24 protein-coding genes are annotated in these 24,735 nt (G+C 64.5%); 10 read left to right on the plus strand and 14 right to left on the minus strand.

Annotated features, from left to right (window positions below; genetic code table 11):
• Position 1 precedes the first annotated feature (1 nt).
• Complete coding sequence (locus EDE12_RS01090; RefSeq protein ID WP_026599964.1) at positions 2-676, minus strand: TlpA family protein disulfide reductase; 675 nt, start codon at positions 674-676, stop codon at positions 2-4.
• 22 nt (positions 677-698) lie between these two features.
• Between EDE12_RS01090 and argH the strand changes: the two genes are divergently transcribed.
• The 4 genes from argH (at position 699) to EDE12_RS01110 (ending at position 4,456) form a co-directional block, all read left to right on the plus strand.
• Positions 699-2,084, plus strand: coding sequence for an argininosuccinate lyase (gene argH / locus EDE12_RS01095; RefSeq protein ID WP_026599963.1), 1,386 nt, complete (start codon positions 699-701; stop codon positions 2,082-2,084).
• Positions 2,085-2,346: 262 nt separating this feature from the next.
• Positions 2,347-2,616, plus strand: coding sequence for a lipoprotein (locus EDE12_RS01100; protein ID WP_024878410.1), 270 nt, complete (start codon positions 2,347-2,349; stop codon positions 2,614-2,616).
• Positions 2,617-2,626: 10 nt separating this feature from the next.
• Positions 2,627-3,901 carry a diaminopimelate decarboxylase gene (lysA, locus tag EDE12_RS01105; RefSeq protein ID WP_026599962.1) on the plus strand — a complete coding sequence of 425 codons (1,275 nt, stop codon included), beginning with the start codon at positions 2,627-2,629 and terminating at the stop codon, positions 3,899-3,901.
• A gap of 33 nt (positions 3,902-3,934) precedes the next feature.
• Positions 3,935-4,456: a hypothetical protein gene (locus EDE12_RS01110; RefSeq protein WP_026599961.1), complete on the plus strand. Its 522-nt coding sequence runs from the start codon at positions 3,935-3,937 to the stop codon at positions 4,454-4,456.
• A 24-nt stretch (positions 4,457-4,480) separates the two neighbouring features.
• On the opposite strand, the gene EDE12_RS01115 is transcribed toward EDE12_RS01110, so the two are convergent.
• The 4 genes from EDE12_RS01115 to EDE12_RS01130 all read right to left on the minus strand — a co-directional run bounded on the left by EDE12_RS01115 (position 4,481) and on the right by EDE12_RS01130 (position 9,156).
• Complete coding sequence (locus EDE12_RS01115) at positions 4,481-4,756, minus strand: hypothetical protein (protein WP_026599960.1); 276 nt, start codon at positions 4,754-4,756, stop codon at positions 4,481-4,483.
• 89 nt (positions 4,757-4,845) lie between these two features.
• Positions 4,846-6,828: a protein meaA gene (locus EDE12_RS01120; RefSeq protein WP_026599959.1), complete on the minus strand. Its 1,983-nt coding sequence runs from the start codon at positions 6,826-6,828 to the stop codon at positions 4,846-4,848.
• A 71-nt stretch (positions 6,829-6,899) separates the two neighbouring features.
• Positions 6,900-7,193: a ribbon-helix-helix domain-containing protein gene (locus tag EDE12_RS01125; protein WP_024878406.1), complete on the minus strand. Its 294-nt coding sequence runs from the start codon at positions 7,191-7,193 to the stop codon at positions 6,900-6,902.
• Positions 7,194-7,197: 4 nt separating this feature from the next.
• A complete protein-coding gene (locus EDE12_RS01130) occupies positions 7,198-9,156 on the minus strand; it encodes a glycosyltransferase (protein WP_051592618.1) in 1,959 nt (652 codons plus the stop codon).
• 140 nt (positions 9,157-9,296) lie between these two features.
• Between EDE12_RS01130 and EDE12_RS01135 the strand changes: the two genes are divergently transcribed.
• Positions 9,297-10,103, plus strand: a complete 807-nt coding sequence (locus EDE12_RS01135; RefSeq protein WP_024878404.1) for a transporter substrate-binding domain-containing protein — start codon at positions 9,297-9,299, stop codon at positions 10,101-10,103.
• Between the two features lie 52 nt (positions 10,104-10,155).
• Here EDE12_RS01135 and EDE12_RS01140 read toward each other — a convergent pair whose 3' ends face one another.
• The 3 genes from EDE12_RS01140 to EDE12_RS01150 all read right to left on the minus strand — a co-directional run bounded on the left by EDE12_RS01140 (position 10,156) and on the right by EDE12_RS01150 (position 13,051).
• The gene (locus EDE12_RS01140; RefSeq protein ID WP_024878403.1) at positions 10,156-10,620 is read right to left on the minus strand and encodes a host attachment family protein; all 465 of its coding nucleotides are present in this window, start codon (positions 10,618-10,620) and stop codon (positions 10,156-10,158) included.
• A 281-nt stretch (positions 10,621-10,901) separates the two neighbouring features.
• On the minus strand, positions 10,902-11,150 hold the full coding sequence (locus EDE12_RS01145; RefSeq protein WP_026599957.1) for a DUF2442 domain-containing protein: 249 nt from the start codon (positions 11,148-11,150) through the stop codon (positions 10,902-10,904).
• A gap of 236 nt (positions 11,151-11,386) precedes the next feature.
• Positions 11,387-13,051 (minus strand): acyl-CoA dehydrogenase family protein, encoded by a 1,665-nt coding sequence (locus EDE12_RS01150; protein WP_026599956.1) that lies wholly within the window; start codon positions 13,049-13,051, stop codon positions 11,387-11,389.
• A gap of 220 nt (positions 13,052-13,271) precedes the next feature.
• On the opposite strand from EDE12_RS01150, the gene EDE12_RS01155 reads away from it, so the two are divergent.
• Entirely contained in the window at positions 13,272-14,681 is a 1,410-nt protein-coding gene (locus EDE12_RS01155; RefSeq protein WP_051592617.1) for a cytochrome P450, read from the plus strand.
• Between the two features lies 1 nt (position 14,682).
• On the opposite strand, the gene EDE12_RS01160 is transcribed toward EDE12_RS01155, so the two are convergent.
• Positions 14,683-15,978 (minus strand): PLP-dependent transferase, encoded by a 1,296-nt coding sequence (locus EDE12_RS01160; protein WP_026599955.1) that lies wholly within the window; start codon positions 15,976-15,978, stop codon positions 14,683-14,685.
• A gap of 246 nt (positions 15,979-16,224) precedes the next feature.
• On the opposite strand from EDE12_RS01160, the gene EDE12_RS01165 reads away from it, so the two are divergent.
• A complete protein-coding gene (locus EDE12_RS01165) occupies positions 16,225-16,413 on the plus strand; it encodes a 4Fe-4S dicluster domain-containing protein (RefSeq protein WP_018267040.1) in 189 nt (62 codons plus the stop codon).
• A gap of 173 nt (positions 16,414-16,586) precedes the next feature.
• On the opposite strand, the gene EDE12_RS01170 is transcribed toward EDE12_RS01165, so the two are convergent.
• The 5 genes from EDE12_RS01170 to EDE12_RS01190 all read right to left on the minus strand — a co-directional run bounded on the left by EDE12_RS01170 (position 16,587) and on the right by EDE12_RS01190 (position 20,813).
• The gene (locus EDE12_RS01170; RefSeq protein WP_026599954.1) at positions 16,587-17,282 is read right to left on the minus strand and encodes a hypothetical protein; all 696 of its coding nucleotides are present in this window, start codon (positions 17,280-17,282) and stop codon (positions 16,587-16,589) included.
• 12 nt (positions 17,283-17,294) lie between these two features.
• Positions 17,295-18,812 carry a glycosyltransferase family 2 protein gene (locus tag EDE12_RS01175; protein WP_036291315.1) on the minus strand — a complete coding sequence of 506 codons (1,518 nt, stop codon included), beginning with the start codon at positions 18,810-18,812 and terminating at the stop codon, positions 17,295-17,297.
• Positions 18,813-18,821: 9 nt separating this feature from the next.
• On the minus strand, positions 18,822-19,448 hold the full coding sequence (locus tag EDE12_RS01180) for an HAD family phosphatase (RefSeq protein ID WP_026599953.1): 627 nt from the start codon (positions 19,446-19,448) through the stop codon (positions 18,822-18,824).
• Entirely contained in the window at positions 19,445-20,092 is a 648-nt protein-coding gene (locus tag EDE12_RS01185) for a hypothetical protein (RefSeq protein WP_036291314.1), read from the minus strand. Before EDE12_RS01185 ends, EDE12_RS01180 begins: the two co-directional genes overlap by 4 nt.
• A gap of 64 nt (positions 20,093-20,156) precedes the next feature.
• Positions 20,157-20,813 carry a hypothetical protein gene (locus EDE12_RS01190; protein ID WP_134187961.1) on the minus strand — a complete coding sequence of 219 codons (657 nt, stop codon included), beginning with the start codon at positions 20,811-20,813 and terminating at the stop codon, positions 20,157-20,159.
• 207 nt (positions 20,814-21,020) lie between these two features.
• On the opposite strand from EDE12_RS01190, the gene EDE12_RS01195 reads away from it, so the two are divergent.
• The 3 genes from EDE12_RS01195 to EDE12_RS01205 all read left to right on the plus strand — a co-directional run bounded on the left by EDE12_RS01195 (position 21,021) and on the right by EDE12_RS01205 (position 24,675).
• A complete protein-coding gene (locus EDE12_RS01195; RefSeq protein ID WP_245275838.1) occupies positions 21,021-21,809 on the plus strand; it encodes a hypothetical protein in 789 nt (262 codons plus the stop codon).
• Complete coding sequence (locus EDE12_RS01200; RefSeq protein ID WP_245275837.1) at positions 21,721-23,298, plus strand: DNA polymerase Y family protein; 1,578 nt, start codon at positions 21,721-21,723, stop codon at positions 23,296-23,298. The genes EDE12_RS01195 and EDE12_RS01200 overlap by 89 nt, the downstream gene beginning before the upstream one ends.
• A gap of 294 nt (positions 23,299-23,592) precedes the next feature.
• Complete coding sequence (locus EDE12_RS01205; protein ID WP_348625807.1) at positions 23,593-24,675, plus strand: lysylphosphatidylglycerol synthase domain-containing protein; 1,083 nt, start codon at positions 23,593-23,595, stop codon at positions 24,673-24,675.
• The last annotated feature ends 60 nt before the right edge of the window (positions 24,676-24,735 follow it).

Here is a 24,735-nt window from a genome sequence, read left to right on the forward strand (position 1 = left end):
CTCAGGGAGTCGGCCGCGAGGAGATCTCCGCCGTGCGCGTCACCAGAGAGCGGCCCTCTTCCGAATCCCAATTGGCCGGCCCCTGCATCAGGCCGATTCGGCAGCCGGAGCCGTCGATCAAAAAGGTCGTCGGCAGGCCCAGCGCCTGACCGCTCTGGCGCAGCTGGAAGAAGATTTCCGCTTTGGGATCGGCGTAATAGGCGAGATTCTTCGCGCCGATCTCGCCGAGGAAGGCCTTGGGCCGTTCGAGCCTGGAGGTGTCGACATTGATCGTCACCACCTCGAACTTGTCCGAGCCGGCCGCCGCCTGCAGACGGTCCAGCGCGGCCATTTCGCCGCGGCAGGGCACGCACCATGTGGCCCAGAGGTTGAGCAGCACGGTCTTGCCCTTAAAGTCCTCGAGCTTGCGCGGCTGGCCGTCCGGCCCGGTGAAGGTCACTTCCGGCATGAGCTCGGGCTCATTGGCGATGGCCATGGCCGCGACCTCGCCCTTGGCGAGCGCCGACACGCGCTGCGAGATGTCGCGGGAGGCGGCGCAGGCCTGGCTCACCGCGCTCGTCTTGCCGCTAGAGCCGCCGTTCACGTATAGAACGCCGGCGACGGCGGCGACGACGAGAGTCGCGCCCGCGATTTTCGGCAGATTGCCTCGGCTGGAGCTTTCCATCTGGTCGGTCATCGATCCTGTTCCGCGAGGAGTTATGACGAGCAAAATATGGGGCGGCCGCTTTCAAAGCGCAACCGACGCGATTCTGGAGGCGATCAACGTCTCCATCGATTTCGATAAGCGCCTCGGTCCACAGGACGTGAGAGGCTCGCTCGCGCATGTCGCCATGCTGGCCGAAACCGGCATAGTCGCGCCCGAGGACGCCACCGCCATCACGCGTGGTCTAGAACAAATCCGCGGCGAAATCGAGGAGGGGCGCTTTACCTTCTCGCGCGCGCTCGAGGACATTCATATGAATGTCGAGTCCCGCCTCGCCGAGCTCATCGGCCCGGCGGCCGGGCGACTGCATACGGCGCGCTCGCGCAACGACCAGGTGGCGACCGACTTCCGCCTCTATGTGCGCGATGCGATCGACGACATAGACGCGCAATTGGCCGATCTCCAGCTCGCCCTCGCCGAGAAGGCGCTGGAGGAGGCGGGCAGCGTGATGCCCGGCTTCACCCATCTGCAATCGGCCCAGCCCGTCACTTTCGGGCATCATTTGCTCGCCTATGTCGAAATGCTCGCGCGCGATCGCGGGCGCTTTGCCGACGCCCGCGCGCGGCTGAACGAATCGCCGCTCGGCGCGGCGGCGCTGGCCGGCACGTCTTTCCCCATCGATCGCGAGAAGACGGCCAAGGCGCTCGGCTTCGCGCGGCCGACAGCGAATTCGCTGGACAGCGTCTCCGATCGCGATTTCGTGCTGGAGACGCTTTCCGCAATGGCGATCTCGGCGACGCATCTTTCGCGTTTCGCGGAGGAGATCGTGTTGTGGACGACCTCGCAATTCGCCTTTGTCGCGCTCTCCGACAAATTCACCACCGGCTCCTCAATCATGCCGCAGAAGCGCAATCCCGACGCCGCCGAGCTGGTGCGCGGCAAGACGGGACGCATCATCGGCGCGCTGCAGGCGATGCTTGTCGTGATGAAGGGCCTGCCGCTCGCCTATTCCAAGGATATGCAGGAGGATAAGGAAGGCACATTCGACGCGCTCGACAATTTCGCGCTCTGCGTGGCGGCGATGGCCGGCATGATTCGCGACATGAGCGTCGATCGTCCGCGCATGCGCAAGGCGGCGGGCGCCGGCTACGCGACCGCCACCGATCTCGCCGATTGGCTGGTGCGCGCGCTGAATCTGCCGTTCCGCGAGGCGCATCATGTGACGGGGCGCATCGTCGGCATCGCCGCCGAGCGCAATCTCGGCCTCGAGAAGCTGCCGCTGGAGACGATGCAGGAGGTCGAGCCGCGCATCACCGAGGATGTGTTCAGCGTGCTCGGCGTCGAGAAATCGGTGAAGAGCCGCGTGAGCTATGGCGGCACGGCGCCGGAGAATGTGCGCAAGCAGGCGCGCCGCTGGCTGAAGCAATTGGCGAAGAAGTGAGAGTGAGCAGGGCGATCGGGTGAAGGGCCGCCACCCTCGCCCTCATGCTGAGGAGGCTCCGCAGGAGCCGTCTCGAAGCACGAGGGCGAGCTCCAGAAGGCGGCGCATGAAGGTTCCTCGTCCTTCGAGACGCCCGCTACGCGGGCTCCTCAGGATGAGGAAACCTTCACCCGATCACCCTGTGAGAGTGAGCGCGCGGTCTCGTCATCCGCGCGCTTTCGTCTATAGTGCCGGCCCGATCCGGCTCCGATGGATGAGACATATGGCTGATCTGCTCCGGCCGCGTTCGGCGGCGACGCTTCTGATTCTCGCGCTCGCGCTCTCCGGCTGCGGGCGGCGCGGCCCGCTCGACTATCCGCCCGAGGTCGCGGCGCGGCCCAAGGCCGTGGTCGTGCAGAAGACGACGCTGACGCCTGTCGGCGGCAAGACGCCGGTCGCCGAGGATGTGAAGGCGGTGGAATATATCCCCGGCACGCCGGGCTATCGGCCGCCCGAGCAATATCCTTTCATCCTCGATCCCCTGCTGGACTGAAACGAGCGACATGCATCACTTCGACTATCGCGCCGGCGCGCTGCACGCCGACGATGTTCCGTTGGCGAAAATCGCCGAGCAGGTCGGAACGCCCTTCTACTGCTATTCGGCGACGACGATCCGCCGGCATTTCCAGGTCTTCTCGGCGGCCTTCGCCGGGCTCGACGCTCTGGTCTGCTATGCGCTGAAGGCCAATTCCAATCAGGCCGTGCTGACGCTGCTCGCCGGCCTCGGCGCGGGGATGGACGTCGTCTCCGGCGGCGAGCTGAAGCGCGCCCGCGCCGCTGGCGTTCCCGCGAGCAAGATCACATTTTCTGGCGTCGGCAAGACGCAGGCCGAGATCGCGCTGGCGATCGACGAGGGCATTTTCTGCTTCAATGTGGAATCCGAGCCCGAGCTCGCCGAGATTTCCCGCATCGCCTCCGCGAAGGCCAAGCGCGCGCATATCTCGCTGCGCGTCAATCCCGACGTCGACGCCAAGACCCACGCCAAAATTTCGACCGGCCTCGCCGAGAATAAATTCGGCGTGCCGCTGTCGCACGCGCGCGAAATCTACGCCCATGCGGCGAAGCTGCCCGGCCTCGAGGTCACGGGAGTCGATATGCATATCGGCTCGCAGATCACAGATCTCGCGCCCTTCGACGAGGCTTTCTCGCTGCTCGCCGAGCTGGTCGCGGGGCTGCGCGCCGATGGGCACAACATTTCCCATGTCGATCTCGGTGGCGGGCTCGGCATTCCCTATCACGAGGGCGAGGATCCGGCCTCCTATCACCCGGATCGCTACGCCGAGATCGTGCGCCGGCATATCGCCGGGCTCGGGTGCAAATTGCTGTTCGAGCCGGGGCGCCTCATCGTCGGCAATTCGGGAATATTGGTCACGCGCGTGCTCTATGTGAAGCAGGGCGAGGCCAAGTCCTTCGTCATCGTCGACGCCGGCATGAATGATCTCGTGCGCCCGACGCTCTATGACGCCTGGCACGAGCTGATCCCGGTCGCGCAGGCGTCGCCGTCGTATCCGCGCATTATCGCCGACGTCGTTGGGCCGGTGTGCGAGACGGGCGATTATATCGCGCTCGGGCGTTCGATCCCGGAGCCAGCGCAGGGCGATCTATTGGCCATTCTGACGGCCGGCGCCTATGGCGCGGTGCAGGCGGGAACCTACAACAGCCGCCCGCTCGCGCCGGAGGTTCTCGTCGATGGCGACAAATGGGCCGTGGTGCGCGAGCGCCCGAGCGTGGAACAGCTGATCGCGCTGGATTCTGTGCCGGAGTGGCTGCGGAAGTAAGGGGCTGCGCGTCGATTTTTGAAAGGCGCAAACATGCGGCGTTTTTCGTCTTTTGGATTGCCGGCGTCGGCGCTGTTCGCAGTTGTTTACGCGCTCCTCCTCACGGGAGCGCCGACGCTGGCGGAGGAGGCAACTTGGTTCTTCGAGGCGAAAAACAACGCTAGTCCCGCCAAATTCGGCTTTACGAGCGGTTCTTCAGGCGAGTCCGTATTCGTCTCCGGCGCCTGCGAGAAAAGCGTCCATCTCGACGTCGCCTTCAGGCTCTCCGCCTTGGCGGAACTGGTCAAATCCGGGGCCTATCCTTCGATCAATTTCGTTATGGACGGCGTGGCCGAGAAATTCGCCATCGGTCGACTGAATATGAATGAAAGCGGGCCGTCGATGTGGACGCCGACGGTCGAAGGCCTTCCGAAGGAACTCTTCGAGAAATGGGCCAAAGCGAAGAAGGTGTCGATTCAATTGCTGGCCGACGAAAGGGTGCTGGATATTTATCAGGCGTCGACTGATCGCGGCCGCGCGAAAGCCATAGCGAAGGTAGCAAAGGAATGTTTTTGACGGGTCTTTCGGCCCAGGCCCGGCTCAGCGCAGGAACTTCAGCGCCGCGAGCAGGAAGCCGCCGAGCGCCATTTGCGTGACCACGAGCCAGCGGAGAATATCGACCTTGAGGTTGGCGGCGGAGGTCTCGATCTTCGATTCGAGCTTCAGCTCGACCTCACGTATATCTGCCTTCGTAGCGAGCGAGCCGGCGTCGATCTCCCGAAAGGCTTCGACCACGCCAGTGGCTTGCTCTTCCGAGAAGCCTCTCTTGCGCAGAATTTGCACGATAGCGAGTGAGTCGAGCGTCAGAGCGGTCATGGACGCTAAGATAGCATGTCGGCGGCTCCGTTCAACTTTCCCGCGACGACATTCGTTCTGACGATCCCGAGCCCGCCTGAGACGGCGCCTTACGCCCGCCCCTCCACGCTCTTCTCGATGATCTGCGCGAGATCGGTCATGATCGCGTTGAGATCGTAATTCTTCGGCGTGTAGACCGCCGCCACGCCATTGTCGCGCAGCAGCTTCTCGTCCGCCGGCGGGATGATGCCGCCGACGACGAGCGGAACCTCGCTGAGGCCCTTTTCCTTCATCAGCCGCAGCACCTCATGGGCGAGCGTCACATGCGAGCCGGAGAGGATCGAAAGGCCGACGCAATGCGCGCCTTCCTTCTGCGCCGTCTCGACCAGCTCGGCCGGGGTCGAGCGAATGCCGGCATAGATCACGTCGAAGCCGGCGTCGCGAGCGCGCACGGCGATCTGCTCGGCGCCGTTGGAATGGCCGTCGAGGCCCGGCTTGCCGACCAGAAACTTGGCGCGCTGGCCGATCTTGGTGGAGACGCGCTGCACCTCCTCGCGCACCGCGTCGAGCTGGCCGCCGACCTGCCGCGCCGTGGCGGAGACGCCGGTCGGCGCGCGATATTCGCCGAAGACGCCGCGCAGCACCGTGCCCCATTCGCCCGTCGTCACGCCGGCCTTGGCGGCGGCGATCGAAGGCTCGACCATATTGCGGCCTTCCTTCGCCGCGCGGACCAGCTCGTCGAGCGCCGCCTGCGCGGCCTTGGCGTCGCGCTGCTCGCGCCAGGCGTTCAGCCGCGCGATCTGCTCGGCCTCGACATGCTCCGGCACGACCATGATCTGATTGTCGCCCGCAGTGAGCGGCGAAGGCTCGCCCTCGGTGAACTTATTGACGCCGACGACGATCTGCTCGCCGGCCTCGATCGACTCGAGCCGCGCGGTATTGGATTCGACCAGCTTCGACTTCATATAGCCGAGCTCGACCGCCGCGGCGGCGCCGCCCAGCTCGTCGATCTTCGTCAGCTCGGCGACGGCCTCTTCCTTCAGCGCCGCGACCTTTTTGGCGATCACCGGATTGCCGTCGAAAATATCGCCAAATTCCAGAAGGTCGGTCTCATAGGCCATGATCTGCTGCATGCGCAGCGACCATTGCTGATCGAAGGGCCGCGGCAGGCCGAGCGCCTCGTTCCACGCTGGCAGCTGCACGGCGCGGGCGCGCGCATTCTTGGACAGCACGACGGCCAGCGACTCGATCAATATGCGATAGACGTTGTTCTCCGGCTGCTGCTCGGTGAGGCCGAGAGAATTCACCTGCACGCCATAGCGGAAGCGGCGGGATTTCTCGTCCGTGACGCCATAGCGATCGCGGGTGATCTCGTCCCACAGCTCGACGAAAGCGCGCATCTTGCACAGCTCGGTGACGAAGCGCATCCCGGCATTGACGAAGAAGGAGATGCGTCCGACGACCTCGGCGAAATCCTTTTCCGAAAGGCCGGCGGTCTTCACCCCATCGAGAATGGCGCAAGCGGTGGCGAGCGCATAGGCCAGCTCCTGCGCCGGCGTCGCGCCGGCCTCCTGCAGATGGTAGGAGCAGACATTCATCGGGTTGAACTTGGGGCATTCCTTGGTGGTGAAGAGAATGAGGTCCTGCGTCAGCCGCAGCGACTGCGCCGGCGGAAATACATAAGATCCGCGCGAAAGATATTCCTTGATGATGTCGTTCTGCGTCGTGCCCTGCAGCTTTCCACGCGGCGCGCCTTGCTCGTCGGCCGCCGCAATATAGAGCGCGAACAGCCAGACGGCGGTGGCGTTGATGGTCATCGACGTGTTCATATCCGCGATCGGAATGCCGTCGAACAGCGTGCGCATGTCGCCGAGATGCGACACCGGCACGCCGACCTTGCCGACCTCGCCGCGCGAGAGGATGTGATCGCTGTCATAGCCGGTCTGGGTCGGCAGATCGAAAGCGATGGAGAGACCCGTCTGGCCCTTGGCGAGGTTGGAGCGATAGAGAAGGTTCGACTCCTTGGCCGTGGAATGGCCGGCATAGGTGCGGAACAGCCAGGGCTTGTCGCGACGGGGTGCGGATTCGGTCATGTGTTCGGTCCCTCCGGGACTTGCGATAACATAAGACGCAGGCGGGACGGAAGCGGGCGGACGGCCGGGCGTCAGCCGCTCTTGCGGCCGAGCGCCCGCTCCATGGCATAGACGCGCAAAGCCGAGGAGAGATTGGCGCGGCCACGGCCGGCGTCTATGCGGGCGACGAGGCCGGCGAGCGAGCAGCCCTCCTCCTCGGACGCCGCCTTCAGCGCCTCCCAGAAAATGCGCTCCAGCGACACGCTGGTGCTGTGGCCGGCGATGACCAGCGAATGCTTGGCGACGGTCGAAGAATTGTCCTCCGCCGCCGTCGCCTCGGAGGTCGCGGCCCTCGTCGAGGGCGCGCGCGCGCGTTTGCGGGTCATGGTCTCATCGGTTCCGCGCTCCGGCGATCGGAAAATGTTCTGTCTTGTCCCAATAGAATGGCCTGACGCACAGCTCGCGCAAGGCGCGCCAGGAGGCGAGGGCCAGCATCAGGCTCCACAGCGGCCAGCGCAGCAGCGCCGGCCAGAGCCAGAGCATATCCGCCTCGCCCATGGCGACCGCGCGCGGCCAGGCGCTCGCCGCGAGGCCGCCGGCGGCGATGAGGCAGAAGAGACCGCTGGCGAGGCCGTCGGCGAGCGTCTTCGGCGCCAGCAGCGCGCCGAAACCCGCGTCATGGACGAGGAAGAAGAGAAAGATCGGCGCATGCAGCGGCGCGACGAAACCGCCCGCCAATAGGGCCAGCACTGTCGCGCCGCGCGCGGCGCCGAGATCGGCGAAATAGGCGGAAGGGTCGCGGCAATGGACCAGCGCCGTCTGCATCCAGCCCTTCATCCAGCGGCTGCGCTGCGCCACCAGCGCGGTAAAGCGCGTCGGCGCCTGCTCCTGCGTGCGCGAGGCGAAGGTGCGGACCGCATAGCCGCGCCGCGCCAGCCGCAGGCCGAGATCAGCGTCCTCCGTCACATTGAACGCATCCCAGGCGCCGACGGCGCGCAGCGCGGAAAGGCGAAAATGATTGGAGGAGCCGCCGAGAAAAAAGGGCAGGCCCGCCGCCGAGGCGCCCTTGTCGATCACATCGAACAGGACGGCATAGTCGATGCAGAACATGGCCGTCATCCAGCTGCGCCGATGATTGTGGATGAACAGGCTGGCCTGCAGGCAGGCAAGATTTTCATCCGCGACGGCGAATAGCGCAGCGGCGTCGCGCAGCTGGCTGCGGTCGGGCAGATCTTCCGCGTCGAAAACGGCGACGAGCGAGCCGCGCAGAAAGGGCGTCGCCACATTGAGCGCGCGCGGCTTGGTGCGCGGCGCGCCGGGCGGCGCGACGATGATCTCCCACCCCGGCCGCAGATGCGCGGCGCGCAGCGCGGCGGCGGTCGCGTCGTCGTCGCTTTCGACCACGAATTTGACGTCCAGCTTGGCGCGCGGATAGTCGATGGCGTCGAGCGCCTCGGTCAATTGCGGAACCACGCCGGCCTCGTCATAGAGCGCCACGATGATGGAATAGAGCGGCAGATCGCGCTCCTCCAGCGCCGGCGCGGCGCCGCGCGCCTCTTTGCGGATCGCACAGAAATAGAGGCGCAGACCGATATTGGCGAGAAACAGCAGAGCGAGCAGCGCCGAGGCCGCGCGCGAGAGCGCGCCGGCCGGCGAGAGCCAGGCCGCGAGCAGAATGAGATTGCCGAACGCGAAAGCGATGGGCGCGCGGCCGCCGAGCGCCCGCCGCGCCGCCAGTTCCGGCGCGACGCGCTCCACCGAATAGGCGGCGGCCTCGGCCAGCCGACGCGCCGAGGAGCGGCGTAGCGCCTCCTCGAAATGGGAGGGGCGCGTGATGGCGAAGAGCGGCCGCCCGGCGGAAGAACGCGTCACGCCGACGAGCCGGGCGATGTCGTCGCCACGCGGCGCGAACAGCCAGCGCATCCCCCGCGGCTCCTCGGCGAGGCGGGCGTAGCCGCGCGCGGCGTCCTGCTCCAGGCTCTCGGACGGCTCCAGCGCGGGCGGCGCGTCGAGATAGGGGACGCGCAGCTCGGTCGCCAGAATGCGATAGAAGCGCTCCTCCGGGATCAGCCCTTCGGCGATCAGCGCGGCGTCGGCCTTCACGCCCTGCCGCCGAGCGATCGTCGCGCCATATTGCAGCATGACCAGCGGCGCGCCATGGGCGGCGAGAAAGGCGATCTCCGGGGGAAGCGGCCGGCCGGCGCCGGGCGCTTGCGTCTCCGGCGCCGGGCGGGCGCGCTGGCGGGCGAGCGTGGACTCGGGCTCGCGGCGGCGCGCGAAAGCGGCGCTTTCGTCGCGATGGGGCGCCGGCGGATACGGCGAAACCCTATCGACCGGATTCACGCTCATACGCTAATCTCCGCGACGCGCGGGCTCTGCCGCGCCGGGCGGCTGCGAGGCCTCGAATGATGTGCGAGAAAAGAACTGTGGCGGAAGCTTGGCGCAGAAGCGAAACTTTGACAAGCTTACGCTGCGCGCTCGCAGCGGTCATGGTGTCCGTCACCGCGCCGGCCGGCGCCGCGGACAACGTCGTCGCGGCGGCGCCCTCCTTCTGGGACCCGGCCCGCAAGCTGGAGAAGCCCGATCTCTCGGCGATCAAGCAGATCCGCTTCCTCACCGAGGATGATTTTCCGCCCTTCGATTTCGCTCTGCCGGACGGAACCATCGCCGGCTTCAACGTCGATCTGGCGCGCGCCATTTGCGAGGAGCTGGAGCTCTCCTGCACCATTCAGCGCCGTCGCTGGGACACGCTGGTCGCCGCACTGGACGAGAACGCCGGCGACGCCGCCATCGCCTCTTTCGCCATCACGCCCGAGACGCGCAAGAAGGTGGATTTCACCCAGCCCTATTACACGACGCCGGGCCGCTTCGTGGTGCGCAAGGATTCGGTGCTGCCCGGCGCGACGCCCGAGGCGCTCGCCGATCGCACGATAGCGGTCGCCGCCGACAGCGCGCATGAGGCCTATCTGCGCAAATTCTTCCCCGCCTCCACGCTCGCGACCTATCCCAGCGCGCAGCAGGCGCGCACGGCGCTGAAGGAGGGCCGCGCCCATGCGATGTTCGGCGACGCCATCTCGCTGGCCTTTTGGCTGAACGGCGCCGACGCCGCCGATTGCTGCATGTTCAAGGACGGGCCTTACGCCGATCCCGCCTTTTTCGGCGATGGCGTCGGCGTGGCGGTGCGGAAGAACAATGTGGCTCTGCGCCGAGCGCTGGATTACGCGCTGGCGCGCGTCGCGCAAAAGGGCGTCTACGCCGAGCTCTATCTGAAATATTTTCCCGTGGGACCTTATTGAAAGGCCCCGTCCCCTCGCCGCCGAAGACGCGCGAGGGGCGGGAGCCGAATCCTCATCCTTCCGCGCGGAACTCGCGCGCGAGGGCCTTCTCGATCTCGGGCAGAGGATGGCGGGTCAAATCCTTGTCCAGCTCGCCCTTCACCTTGCTCTTGGCCTTATGGCTCAGCTCCTGGCGCAGCTCGCCGAGCACGCGCGGCGGGGCGATGATGACGACCTCGCTCAATTCGCCGGATTCCGCGGCGGTATTGATGCGCTCGGCGATCGCTCGAGCGAAGTGCTCCTTTTCCAGCTCGTGCCAATCGGCGTTCTCCACGGCGCTGCGCGGCGCTCCGGCCGTGCCGTAAACGCGGCCCGGCGCATCGCTTCCCTGGTCGCGCGTCGCGGGATTTTCGTCCACCCGCGCCTCGACGACGCGCAGATCGAGCAGATCGGGATCGCCGTGATTTTGCAGAAACAGGGCTCTACGGCCGTCGCCGACGAGAACCCAGGCCCCATTGTGAACGGCAATATTGGTCATGTTGTTCTTCTTTCGTTGAAGACCCACACGACTCCATTTGGGAAGGGGAAGGGGCGACGGCAACCGTGGTCGATTGCCGCGCTTCAGCCGGGAAGCGGCGCAGGCTCGCGCTCCCGAGGGCAGAAAATGGCCTCGCGCGCCAAAGGCGGATGAAAAATCGATTATGAGAAATGAGCGTGGCGCATCACGGCCCGACCGCCCTTTTCCGGCTCACGCGGGGAGAGGGAGAGAAAGCGATGCGCGCGCAGAGGCCGCGAGCAGTCTCGGCATGCTCGCCGGTCCTAGGCGGCCGCCTGCTTGCGCTTCGTCTGATCGCCGCGACCTGCGAGCAGGCCCGGTATGGAGATATCCTCGTCGAGCGCGTCCCAGTGCAGGCCCTCGTCGCTGATCGTGAAAGCGAGGCGCTGCTCTCCGGTCGCGTGCAGCAGCCGAGGAAACCATGTGAGCGGAACGCCGAGAATGCGCCCGTCCGATAGCTCGACCCAGAAGCTGTCGTCATCGAAGCGCACGGATTTAGCCGAAATGCTCACGCCAAGCCCTCCAACGAATCGCGCGCTCGATACCAATCCCCTCGTGCTGAGGAGCGCCTGAAAGGCGCGTCTCGAAGCGCGGGCCGCGTCAGCAATCGCCGAACTTCGGCCAAGGCGCGGCGCGGGAAGAGAGCCGGCGATCTCGCCCTCGGCCCGCCCTTCGAGACGCCCGCTGCGCGGGCTCCTCAGGGCGAGGGGTTGGGGCGAGACCGACGGCTTGTCGTCTCCTCGCCGCCTCAGCCTTCCAGCAGACGCCTAGCGATGACCTGCGCCTGAATCTCCGCCGCGCCCTCGAAGATGTTGAGGATGCGCGCGTCGCAGAGGACGCGGGAGACCGGATATTCCAGGGCAAAACCATTGCCGCCGTGAATCTGCAGCGCATTGTCCGCCGCCGCCCAGGCGACGCGCGCGCCGAGCAGCTTGGCCATGCCGGCCTCGAGATCGCAGCGCTTGCCCTCGTCCTTCTCGCGCGCGGCGAAATAGGTGATCTGGCGGGCGACGTGAATCTCGATCGCCATTGTGACGATCTTGTCGAAGACGCGCGGGAAGGCGAACAAAGGCTTGCCGAATTGCACGCGCTCCTTGGCGTAGCGCAGGCCGAGATCGAGCGCCGCCTGGGCGACGCCGAGCGCGCGCGCCGCCGTCTGAATGCGGGCGGATTCGAAGGTCTCCATCAGCTGCTTGAAGCCCTTGCCCTCCTCGCCGCCCAGAAGATTTTCGGCCGGCACCTCGAAATTGTCGAAGCCGATCTCGAACTCCTTCATGCCGCGATAGCCGAGCACCTCGATCTCGCCGCCGGTCATGCCCTTGGCCGGGAAGGGAGTCTCATCCGTGCCGCGCGGCTTTTCGGCGAGCAGCATGGAGAGGCCCTTATAGCCCTTCTCGTTCGGATTGGTGCGGACCAGCAGCGTCATCACATCGGCGCGCACCGGATGGGTGATCCAGGTCTTGTTGCCGACCACCTTGTAGACATCGCCCTCGCGCGTCGCGCGGGTGCGCAGGTTCGCGAGGTCGGAGCCATTGTTCGGCTCGGTGAAGACGGCGGTGGGGAGGATTTCGCCAGTGGCGATCTTGGGCAGATATTTGTGCTTCTGCTCCTCCGTGCCGCCGACGAGGATCAATTCGCCCGCGATCTCCGAGCGCGTGCCGAGCGAGCCGACGCCGATGTAAGCGCGCGACAGCTCCTCGGAGACGACGCACATGGCGATCTTGCCGAGGCCCGATCCGCCATATTCCTCCGGAATGGTGAGGCCGAAGACGCCCAGCTCCGCGAGGCCGGTGATCACCTCGAGCGGAATATAGTCGTTCTTCAAATGCCATTCATGCGCGTGCGGCGTGACATTGTCGCCGGCGAATTTGCGCATCTCGCTGCGGATCGCCTCCAGCGTCTCGTCGAGGCCGGTGGCGCCGATGGTCTCGGCGGCGCCATTATGGTCGATCAGCTCGGCGAGGCGGGCGCGATTGGGCGCGGTGGCGCCGCTCGCGATGAGGCTGTCGACCTCCGGGATGCGGCGGGCGGCGACATCGGCGGACGTCAGGCCGAAATCCGAGAGACGGACGAATTCGCCCTGGCTCATCGGAATGCCGCCGAAGACCTGCGCCAGATATTCCGCGAAAGCGATGCGGGTGAGCAGATTCTCCACCTCGCCATAGGCGCCCTCGGCCTGGAGCCGATCGGCGTAGGCGAGCAGCTCGCGCAGGCTCTGCACATAGGTGGCGAACCAGGAGAGGCCGTGAGCGGCGTGCTGCTCGGTCTCGATCAGCTCATTGGAGAGCTTGCCGTCCTTGGTGACGCGGGCGCGGACGGCGGCGAGCGCTTGCCCATAGAGCGCCTCCACGGAGGCGAAAGCCGCCTGCGCCTCGGGCAGCCAGGTCGTGGAGGTGGTCTCGGTAGCGCTCATTCTCTCTCGCTCTTTCTGGGACAGGCCCGGCGGGGCCGGGGGTGGTGACAGGATTTTTTCTAAATGCCGCCAATTGCGGGAGGACGCAACCGTTCCGCGTCCGGGCCGGCTCCTAGGGCTGGATCGGGCAAAAGGCGGGCTCCGCCCCCGAGATCACAGAAAAAGCGAATTTCGCTCCGATAGCATCGGGCCGCCGAGCTCGATCATTGCGGAGGCCCTCATGTTTCACGATCCCGATTTCATGCCCTTCACCCCGCGGAAAAAGCCGTCCTATGGGGCGGTGACGCGCAATTACCTCGAGAATTATGCGCCCGAGGCCTATCGGACCGATTTCTTCACCGCCAAAGGCCTGTGGCCCTTTTTCCCGCGCATGCACTATGTCGTGAAACCGGAGCTGATCGAGGAGCTGCTGGTCTCGCGCGCCGACGCTTTTCGCCGCGACGACATCGCCGCCAAGGCGCTGCGCGGGCCTGTCGAGGGCGACACGCTGTTCTTCTCGGAAGGCGCGGAATGGAAATGGCAGCGGCGCGCCATTTCGCCGGCCTTTCGCTACGAAAATATTCTGGCGCTCGTGCCCTATTTCGTGCGTTGCGCGCAGGCGCAGGCCGAGGAATGGCGCCGTCTCGGCGACGGCGCCGAGGTGGACATCACCGAGGCCATGTCACGCACGACATTCGCCGTGATCGAGAAAGCGGTGTTCGGCGCCTCGGAGAATTTCGACGGCGAGCGCTTCATCGCGGCGCTGCGGCCAGTGCTCGGCAGCTTCGCCTGGCGCATGCTGGCCGTGATGTTCCGCCTGCCGCCGGATTGGACGCCCTATCCGGGCCTGCTCTCGGCGCGCGCCGGCTCGCGCTTCGTGCATGAGGAGACGGTGAAGCTGCTCGCCGAGCGCCGCGCCCGGCCCGAGCCGACGCGCGACATTCTCGGCCTTCTGCTGTCGGCGAAGGACCCGGAGAGCGGCCGCGTCATGACCGACGCGGAGCTCGTCGCCAATCTCCACGGCTTTCTGCTCGCCGGCCATGAGACCTCCGCCGTCGCGCTGGCCTGGACCTTCTGGCTGCTGGCCAAGGATCAGGCGAGCCAGCAGCGCGCCCGCGAGGAGGCGGAGCGCGTCGCCGGCGACGGCGAGATCACGCCAGAGACGGTGGAGAGCCTCGTTTTCACCCGGCAGGTTTTGCAAGAATCGATGCGGCTCTTCCCGCCCTTCGCCGCGCTCGGCCGCCAGCCGCGCGAGGATACGACGCTCGGCCCTTATCGCGTGGGCGCGAAGGAGCCGATCTATGTGCTCATCTGGTGCCTGCATCGGCATGAGAAGCTGTGGGAGGAGCCGACCGCCTTCGACCCCGACCGCTTCTCGCCGGAGCGGGTGAAGGCGCGTCATCGCTACGCCTATCTGCCCTTCGGCGCCGGGCCGCGCATTTGCGTCGGCATGGGCTTCGCGCTGACGGAGATGGCGACCATCGTCGCGACGCTGCTACGCGAGTTCCGCTTCGAGACCGTCCCCGGCCATCGTTTAGAGCTGGCGCCGACCTTCGCCATGCGGCCGAAAGGCGCGCTGCCGCTGCGCCTGACGCCGCTCGCGAAACATGCGCCGGCCCAGCGGGCGGCGCATGACGCTGAGGTTCCGTGACTCAGGCCGCGGCCTTCAGCGCGGCATCGAGATCGGCGAGAATATCGTCGATATGCTCTATGCCGATCGCGAGGCGCACATAGCCGGGCGTGACGCCGGTCGCGAGCTGCGCTTCCGGCGACAGCTGCGAATGCGTCGTCGTCGCCGGATGAATGGCGAGGCTGCGGGCGTCGCCGATATTGGCGACATGATAGAAGAGCTTCAGCGCATCGATGAAGCGCCGGCCGGCCTCGAGGCCGCCGGCGAGCTCGAAGCCGACCAGCGCGCCATATTTTCCCTTCAGATATTTATCGGCGCGCTCGCGCTCCGCGCCGCTCTGGCGCGAGGGATGAATGACCTTCGTCACCTCGGCGCGCTTCGACAAAAAATCCGCGACCGCCTGCGCATTGGAGACATGGCGCTCCAAGCGCAGCGGCAGCGTCTCTATGCCCTGCAGAGTGAGAAAGGCGTTGAAGGGCGAGACGGCGGCGCCGAGATCGCGCAGCAATGTCGTGCGCGCCTTGATGATATAGGCGACGGGGCCGAGCGGCTTGACCGCCTCCACCCAGACGGCGCCGTGATAGCTGGCGTCCGGCGTGTTGAGCGCGGGCTGGCGCTCGGGAAACTTCTCCCAATCGAAATTGCCGCCGTCGATGATGGCGCCGCCGATCGACGTGCCATGGCCGCCGATATATTTGGTCGTCGAATAGACGACGATCGCCGCGCCATGCTCGAGCGGCTTCACCAATAGCGGCGCGGCGGTGTTGTCCGCGATGAGCGGAATGCCGTATTCGCGCCCGATCGCCGCAACTTCCGCAATAGGGAAGACGGTGAGCTTGGGATTGGGCAGAGTCTCGGCGTAATAGGCGCGCGTGCGATCGTCGGTGGCGCGGCGGAAATTCTCCGGGTCGCTCGGATCGACGAAGCGCACCTCGAGGCCCTGATCCTTCAGCGTATTGGCGAAGAGATTCCAGGTGCCGCCATAAAGATCGGTGGAGGCGACGACATTGTCGCCGGCGCGCGCGAGATTTTGCAGCGCGAAGGCCGAGGCCGCCTGGCCGGAAGCGAGCGCGAGCGCCGCGACGCCGCCCTCGAGCGCGGCGAGACGCTCCTCGAGAATGGAGGTCGTCGGATTGCCGATGCGCGTGTAGATATTGCCCAGCTCCTTCAGCGCGAAGAGATTTGCGGCGTGCTCCGTGTCGCGGAACTGATAGGAGGTCGTCTGATAGATGGGCGGCGCGACGGCGCCGGTCGCCGGATCGGAACGCCAGCCGGCGTGGAGGGCCAGGGTCTCGGGATGCTTGCTGTCGATCGGCATTTCCGTCCTCGTTTTTGGCGCCACGGCGCACTCGCGGGCCGGATTAAACCGGATTATTAGTCTACTGGCAATGTGGGGTTTAAAGGCGTCGCCGATCGCCTCCTGCGCGACGATCCGTCGCGAGCGGAAGCGTCTCGCAGCGGCCCGCGGTAAATTGAAACGATTCTTGCTTACCCCGTCTGTCGCGTCGAGACGCGCGGCGCCGTTTCGCGGGCGCCGCGTCCCAAACCGATCGGGGAGAGTATTATGGCCTTGAAGATTATCGCGTCGCAATGCACCGTCTGCGGCGCCTGCGAGTTCGACTGTCCGACCGCCGCCATTCGCATGAAGGGCGACACCTATATCATCGACCCCAAGAAGTGCACGGAATGCGACGGCGAGTCTCCGCATTGCGCCGAGGTTTGTCCGGTTCCCGACACTTGCGTCCCTGCGTGACGCCAGACGCGACCAGATAGTCGGCGACGAAAGCAGCCCTCCCCGGCGGAGTTTCTCCGGGGAGAGGCGAAGCCTGCTTATTTTCCGTGGCCCGGCGCGCTAGCGCGCCGCCCGCCTTTCAGAAGCCTACAAAATGCGGCGTGCTGAAAGTTCTCCGATGAGATCGTGAAATTTCAGCTCAACTTTATGTCCGTTATATTGCTTACAGCTACTCCATGGACTTTCAGTCCCTGCGCCAGCACTCCGTTCAAAACCGGGCAGACAAAGAATAAGTCCCGATATACATGTTCCGCACGATGATCGATTACATAGGAAAGCGCCCGGAGGTAAATAGCCGGAGATCTGAACAAGTAGACGCCAGCGGAAGCCTCTTCCGATATAACGCGTTTCTCCGCCGCCTCGACAACAGTGCCCGCGGCGTCTCGGCGTAAGTATGAATAGGCGGGATGATTAGAAGGGAACGTCAAACTGACTGCTCCCACCGAGATATCTGTGAAAAGCGAGAGTGCGCTAGCGTGTTCGTCGAACAGGATGTCCGCCAGATCGAAGCATAAAAACTCCTCTGCGTGGCCGACTAGCGCGACCCCGGCAAGAATGGTCAGCGCAGCCCCTCGGGTGTAGTCCGAGAGAAAAACTTGGCGCGCATTAGGATACCATCGCGCCAATTTATCCGATGCAAACCGTCGGCTTATAAAACTATCACGCAAGACGAAACTCAAGTCGGAGTCTGTTACCTGACCGTTGCGCCACCAGGCGCGACTTTCTAACGCTAGACGCAACAAAGGCGTCCCGTGTACCTCGAATTCCGATTTGACACGACCATCGGACTGCTCAAAATCAGGTCCGGCTAGGGGGACAATGACTTGCATCGAGCGCCCTTCTCAATTTGGCGCGTCGGCTGACGCAGGCGCGCCGATGTTTTTCAGATAGGCCTGAAGGTCAGATGGGGTGCCGAGCCCGTGCATAGCTGCCGCTGGAATTTCATATACGCCAATTCGAGCGCCATTCCGGATCATATGATTATAAACTGGACACGTATAAAATTCGTTATTGATTCTGTCGTTCTCTACGAACATATCGATTGTCGCATTTATTAGATCTCGGGCGCGACGAAAAAAGTATATTCCGACGGTTGCTAGATTCGAAATTGGCTTTTTTTCTGCTACCTCCAATACGAGGCCGCTGGCGTCAAGACGCGCAAACGACCACTTGGGATCGCAGTCGGTATCTTGAAATACAAGGATAGAGCCATCGAGGTTGCGATCGATACAATCACGAACATAGGCGTCGACGGAGAAATCAACGACCTGATCGGAGTTCGCGACCAAGATGGGATCCTCATCGTTGAACAATCGGCGTGCAAGCATGATAGTGCAGAGAGTGCCTTCGGTAAGACGATCGACAGGAACTACCTCTGAGTGTTCCGAGAGGTGGTTTATGATAGAATCTTGGCCATAGGTATGTTCTTTGCGGACAAGCACGACTGTTTTCGAGTCTGTCAGCTTTACATTTTGCAGGACATGTTCGATCATAGGTCGCCCAGCGACGTCTATAAACGGCTTCGGCCGCGCCCATCCCGATTTTGCGAATCTGCTTCCCTCTCCCGCGGCGGGCACCACGACCGTGACTCGCGGAATGGCCGCTCCCGAGCGACGAGAACGCAATCGCAGATCGACAAAATCCTTCACCTTTTGTGGCGAGTAAAAACTATAGTAGGCCGTCGAGGGGACCGGAATGTTCACGACACGTTTATTCATCAAAATGAGCTGGTTGAGGCTTGGAGCGATAAAAAACTGTTCACCGACCTTATCGTCTGCAGCTATCGTCGCCATTGCGGCGTCGACAAAATCCTGCGCTTTCCTGAAATAGTATAGGCCAGCGATAGCATGCTCGCTGATCACGGACTTTTCTGCTGCCTGAACGACTTCTCCATTATCGTCAAGACGAACATAAGACCAGCGTGGATGCACCGATCGGAAAGTGACGACACCGGCCGCCCCGGATGATGCCTCGAAGTTTGCCAGTAAGGCAGCTATGTCGACGTCGAGAACCTGATCGCCATTGCAAACTAGCAAAGGCTCACCCATGTCCAACGCGTCGACCGCCAATAGGCAAGTACAAAGAGCGCCTTTCGTCGGCGTTGCGAGCGAAATGACTTCTGCGTTCTCGCCAGCCCGCAGTCGAAGAATGGAATCGAGGGAGAATTTGACGACGTCCTCCCGACAGACAAGGAAAATGAAACGCGCGTCAGGAGCTGCTCTTTTCAGAGGCGCTAGGACGTGTTCGATCATCGTCTCGCCATCGATATCAATCAATGGCTTAGGGAAATGGTATTCGCTAGGATCGAAGAAGATAGACTCGCCAGCTAGCGGTATTAAAATCTGAAGCTTCGAGTTCATAATCTTTCCCTAGTCCCGCTCGTTGATAGCCGTAATGAGCGTTGCGACCTTTTCATAAGTGACATCTGACACGCTGCCCACCACCATCAAATGACCTTTGCTGGCCTGCGCTGCAGCGATTCCGTGTTCATTATCTTCGAGAATCAAACAGTTTTCAGGAGGAAGCCCAAAACGAGCCATCGCGGTTTCGTACATTTCGGGATCTGGCTTGGCTCGCGACACATCCTGGTTCGAAATAATGAGATCGATATATTGGTCGAGCTTCGATAAGCGCATCATCAGCTCGATAGAACTGCGCACAGAGTTCGAACAGACTGCTAGTTTGAGACCATCCAGTTTCAACCGCGATAGTGTACGCTGATGGATGAAATTTGGCTTGCAGAGAGCGTGAGCCAGCTCGATCGTGTAGCTTTGCTTCAGATCATTCAGAAAGGGATGGAGGCCTACCGGTAACCCTTTCGATTTCGTCAAAATCTCCAGCTTACGCCGCGTTGGCAGGCCATCGTAGGTGGCAAGGTGAGCGTCCCGATCGATCGCCTTGCCGAAAAGGGCTAGCGCACGGTTCAGCGCCTCATAATGCCAATCTTTCGCGTCGATCAGCACGCCATCCATGTCGAAAAGAACAGCCTTTATCATTGGTCCACCTGAAAGAACGATAAGGCTTCGACTGGAAAGTCAGTGCAGACCATCACTTGGTCGTTATGCGCGGGGTTCAGCTTTGCGCGCCATTCGTTCCACGCTTCGAGATGTGGACGAGCGTGAAGTTCGGGCGAGACTAGGGCGATCAACTTTCCGTCTGCGAGCGCCTTATGCCCCCACTCTGAGGGACTGTGCGGAATCTCGAAAGAATCGAGCCACACGCCCGCGCACTTGTCATAGAACGCAGGGTGTGTTTCGGCATCGCTGAGACGACAAAACACGCGAGCTCTCGAATTGAAATAGCTCCGCATATCCGGGACCGACATATCGAATACGAAAGCCGTCTCGATCGCGTAATCTTCCAGAAGCGCATTTAGCGCCAACGCTAATCCATCGGCTTTGATATTGAGCGCCAAGCGGCCTGTCGCGTTCATGCGTCGGTAGAGCGCGAATAGCTGGTCAACGGGCAAGGCAAAATCGGACCGTGGCGGATCGTGAGAAACGACAAGAACATTGTCGAGGTCACGGATGTCCGTCTCCACTCCGAAGCCGGCGGCAAACGCTCTCTCGAATGCCTCCAGGCAATTTTTTTCGGACACGGATGTCCAAACCCCACGATGGGCAAGGATTTGCGCTTTCATAGCTATTGCCCTATTGCCTATCGAGGCTGACTGAAACCAGATCAACGGCCACCAAAGGTGCCTCCTATCCATACCGACGGGGATCGAGCGCCCATTTCTCGGTGGGCGCACACCTCGATTTCAGGCCAGCCTTTTCCAGCATCATTCGAAGTGGATCCTCAGCAACCTCCGAACTGCCTATCATGGCGCCAAGCTCTTCCAAAGTTCCACAATTCCATGCAGCACGCATATCTATAGGTGTTGCCACCCCAAATTGGTCGTTTACGATGCCTTCCCCATCGGGGGGGATATCGTGGATTGTAGTATAACGACCAGCCTCGAACCAATGATGATAGTATTTGCCCAATCGAATATCCATGTCTGGCCTTGAATGAATAACAAAGTCGAATAGCCCTAAACTGTCTACGACTTGCAAGCCAATCTTCGAAAGGTAGTATTGATAGAACATGTTTTTTGTTGGATTCCCGAGAGGAAGCCGCTCCATGCCACATAATGCGTAGATAGTTTGATCGCTGGGCGGCTCGATGAACAAGGCATGATCTACGTCCGGCTGACGCATAAGGGCTTCAGCATACGTTCGATCTTCGAGCAGCCAAGTGGCGAAAAATAAGGCAGGCTGATCGCCATTTGCCTTGACCTCATCGACTAACGCCCGCGCGCGTTCGAGGCTGGAGTCGAGATTTGGGCGAAAAGGCCCTCTCATGAAAATTGCCACGCGCATTATTGCAGCCTTTGATCTACAGCGCTTTCGGGGGTGGCGATTGATAGACGTGTGCCAAACTGGCGTCAAGCCACACCCATGACTCCAACCCCAAAGCACCCCGCTTGACTCTCCCCCACGGCGGAGTCAGCTTGAGAACAAATAGGCAACACTCTGGAGATCGGGGACCCGATGTCGCGCAGCGGCTCATCGGAACGCATTGTTTTTTTGCGTCGTCGGATCGCCGCGCTGGAGGCGGGCGGCGCGCCCGCGCCTGCGGCCGTTCCACGGGACGAGGGGCTGTCGCGCCTGTTCGATCCCGGCCGCGGCGGCCTGCGCGAGGCCTTGCCGGCGCGGCCGACCGACGCGGCGGCGGCGGCGGGCTTCGCCTTCGCTCTGGCGCTGAGCCGGCTGCGCCTGCGGCCGCAGGGCGGGATCGTCTGGATCGCCGAGGATATGGCGGCGCGCGAGCTCGGCCTGCCCTATGGGCGGGGACTGCAGGCGGCGGGCCTGCCTCCGGAGCTTCTGGTGCTGGCGCGCACGCACCGTCCGCGCGAGACGCTCTGGGCCATGGAGGAGGCGCTGAAGAGCGGCGCCGCCGTCGTCATCGCCGAGAGCTGGGCCGATGCGGGCGCCTATGACCTCACCGCCTCGCGCCGGCTGGCGCTCGCCGCCCGCCGCGGCGAATGCGCCGGCCTGCTGCTGCTGCCGCGCGCGGCCGGCGCCGCGCAAAGGCTCGCCAGCGCCGCCGAGGCGCGTTTCGAGATCGCCGCCGGCGCGCCGCCGCCCCGGGCCGAGGGCGCGCCGCGGCCCCTGCCCGGCCCGCCCGCTTTTCGTCTGCGCGTCGTCAAGGCCCGCGGCCTCGTCGGCGCCTTCGACCCACAGGCTTGGCGCGACATTGTTTTCGACCATCAGGAGGCCGAGTTCCATGGGGCGCCTTTCCATGCGTTGCCTCGCCGTGCATCTGCCACGCCTTTCGACCGACCGGCTCTCGCGCAAAAGCGCGCCTTCGCCTGAGGCGGAGGCACCATTCGCCGTCTGGGCCAATCTCGCCGGCGCCGAACGGCTGACCGCCGTCGACGCGCGCGCCGAGGCGGCCGGGCTCGCCCCCGGCATGGCGGTCGCCGACGCACGCGCCATGCGCCCCGCCTTGCGGCTGGCCGAGGCCGACCCCCGAGCCGACGCCGAGCTGCTGGGGCGGATCGCCGATTGGTGCCGCCGCTTCACCCCACTCGCAGCGGCCGATCCGCCGCATGGGCTGCTCATGGATATTTCGGGAGCGGCGCATCTCTTCGGCGGCGAGGCGGCGCTGCTGGCGGAGGTCGAGCGCCGCCTCGCCGCCCAGGGCTTTGCGGCGCGAGCGGCGATCGCGCCCGGCCCGGCGCTGGCGCGGGCGCTGGCGCGCTTTTCCCGCCTGCGCCATGTGGCGGGGGGGACGACGCAGGCGGAGCTGGAGGCGATCGCCGCCGGCCTGCCCATCGCCGCGCTCGATCTCGACGCGGCGGCGCGCCTCAGGCTCGATCGCGCCGGCCTACGCAGCCTCGGCGATCTGCTGGCGCGGCCGCGCGCGCCACTCACGGCGCGGCTCGGGGCGGAGGCCATGGCGCGGCTCGACGCCATCGCCTGCCGCCGCCGCGAGCCGATCTCGCCGCGCTTCGAAGCCCCGGATTTCATGGCCGAGCGCCGCTTTCCCGAAGGCCTCACGCGGCAGGAGGACATTGAGCGCACGCTGCACGGCCTCGCCCAAGAGCTGTGCCTGCTGCTCGAGCGCCATGGCGTCGGCGCGCGGGAGCTGGAGGCGGTCTTCTACCGCGTCGACGGCGCCGTCGCGCATATAGAAACGGGGACCAGCCGGCCGCTGCGCGATCCCGGGACGATCGCCCTGCTGCTGCGCGAGCGCCTCGCCGTGCTGGCGGAGGAAGGGCTCGACACGGGCTATGGCTATGATGTGCTGCGGCTCGGCGCCGCGCGCGTCGAGCGCTGCGCCGAGCCGCAGGAGGATCTCGGCCTCGCCGGACGGGCAAATGCGCATGACGCGCGGCTGGACGATCTCGTCGATCGACTCGGCGCGCGGCTCGGGCCGCGCCGCGTGCTGCGGGTCTATCCGCAGGCCTCGCATATTCCAGAGCTCGCCGTCACGCTGCGGCCCGCCTCCGGCCCAGCCCCCGCGGCGGTGGAGGAGGCAGCGCCGCCTCCCTATCTCCGCGAGGGCGTCCCGGCGCGGCCGCTGCGGCTGTTCGAGCGGCCGGAGCCGATCGAGGCGGTGGCGCTCACGCCCGACGGGCCGCCGCTACGCTTCCGCTGGCGCCGGCTGCTGCACGAGCTCGCGGCCTATGAGGGGCCGGAGCGCATCGCCCCGCAATGGTGGAGCGCGCCGGAAAACGCCGCCACCCGCGACTATTTCTATGTGGAGGATCGGGAGGGCGGACGCTTCTGGCTGTTTCGCGAGGAGCTCCTCGACCGCGAGAGCCAGCCGCCGCGCTGGTTCGTGCATGGCTTGTTCTGACGGCCCGCCCTCATGACAGTCCGGGCCGCCGCGTCATCTTATCGTCACGCTTCGGGGCGAAACCGAACCCTGCTCTCCTCGCGACGTTCTCTTGCGACGCGCGGATGAACGATGGGCGGGCTCCGCGCCGGCGTCTCATCCCGCCGCCCGAGGGCGCGCGCAACAGGAACGAACGAGATTCCTATGAACGGACGCCGCGAGGCCCGCCGATCGCCTTTGAACTCCGCCGCCCGACGTCGTATCGAAGAAGCCTATTCCGCGCATATTCGACGACGCATCGAGGAAAAAGCGAAATTGAAGCGGCCAGACAGCGATCTTTCGGAAGCCGGCGTCGAGGCGCCGGCCGAGGAGAAGCCCAATCCGGACCAGGGCGCCGGTCTCGATCTGCTGACGACGGCGCGCCGCTATATCGCGCCCAATCTCGGCAAGGCGCTCGGCGGCGTCGCCAGCCTCGCCGTTTTCGCGCTCGCCGGCTTCGCCCTCGCCAGCGCGATCTCGAGCGTCAAATTCTCCGACGTCCGCGCCGCCATAGCGGCGATGAGCGCCGAGCAGATTTTCGCCGCTCTGCTGCTCACCGCGCTCTCCTATGTCGCGCTCACCGGCTATGACGCGCTGGCGCTGCGGCAATTGCGGCTGCATGTGCCCTATCGCATCGCCGCGCTCGCCTCCTTCGCGAGCTACGCCTTCTCCTTCAATCTGGGCTTTCCCGTCGTCACCGCCGCGGCCGTCCGCTATTGGATCTATGCGCGCGTCGGCGTCACCGCCGTGCAGGTGGCCAATATCACCGTCATAGCGGGCGTCACCTTCTGGCTCGGCATGACCTCTGTGGTCGGCGTCGGCCTCATGGCGCGCGCCAGCGAGCTCGGCGCCATAGACAAGCTGCCGGCCTTCCTCAATTTCGGGCTCGGCCTCGCGACCTGCGCGGGCATCGGCTATTATGTCGTCTGGGTGTCGCTGCGCCGGCGCCGGGTGCGGCTGCGCGGGCATTTCTTCGAGCTGCCGGGCCTCGCGCCCACCGGCGGCCAGACTCTGCTCGGCGTCGCCGATCTCTGCTGCGCCGCGGCCGCGCTCTATGCGCTGCTGCCGCATGACGTCGATCTCGATTTCGCGACTTTCGTCTCGGTCTATGTCTTCGCCTGCATTCTCGGCGTCATCAGCCATGCGCCGGGCGGCATCGGCGTTTTCGAGGCGACGATGCTGAACGCGCTGCCCTCGCATTCGCAGGAGAGCCTGCTGGCCTCGCTCCTGCTGTTCCGCGTCATCTATTACTTTTTGCCATTTATTTTCGCGCTCGCGCTGCTCGGCGCCGATGAGGGCTCGCGGCGCTGGAACAGCCTGCGCGAGACCATCGCGCGCATATTGGAGACGCGCGAGTGATACGACTTTCGGCCGTGTTCTCCCGCTCACGGGGGAGCGCGAAACCGATAGGCCGCACGC

This window comes from Methylosinus sp. sav-2 (assembly GCF_004366495.1).
GTDB lineage: Bacteria > Pseudomonadota > Alphaproteobacteria > Rhizobiales > Beijerinckiaceae > Methylosinus.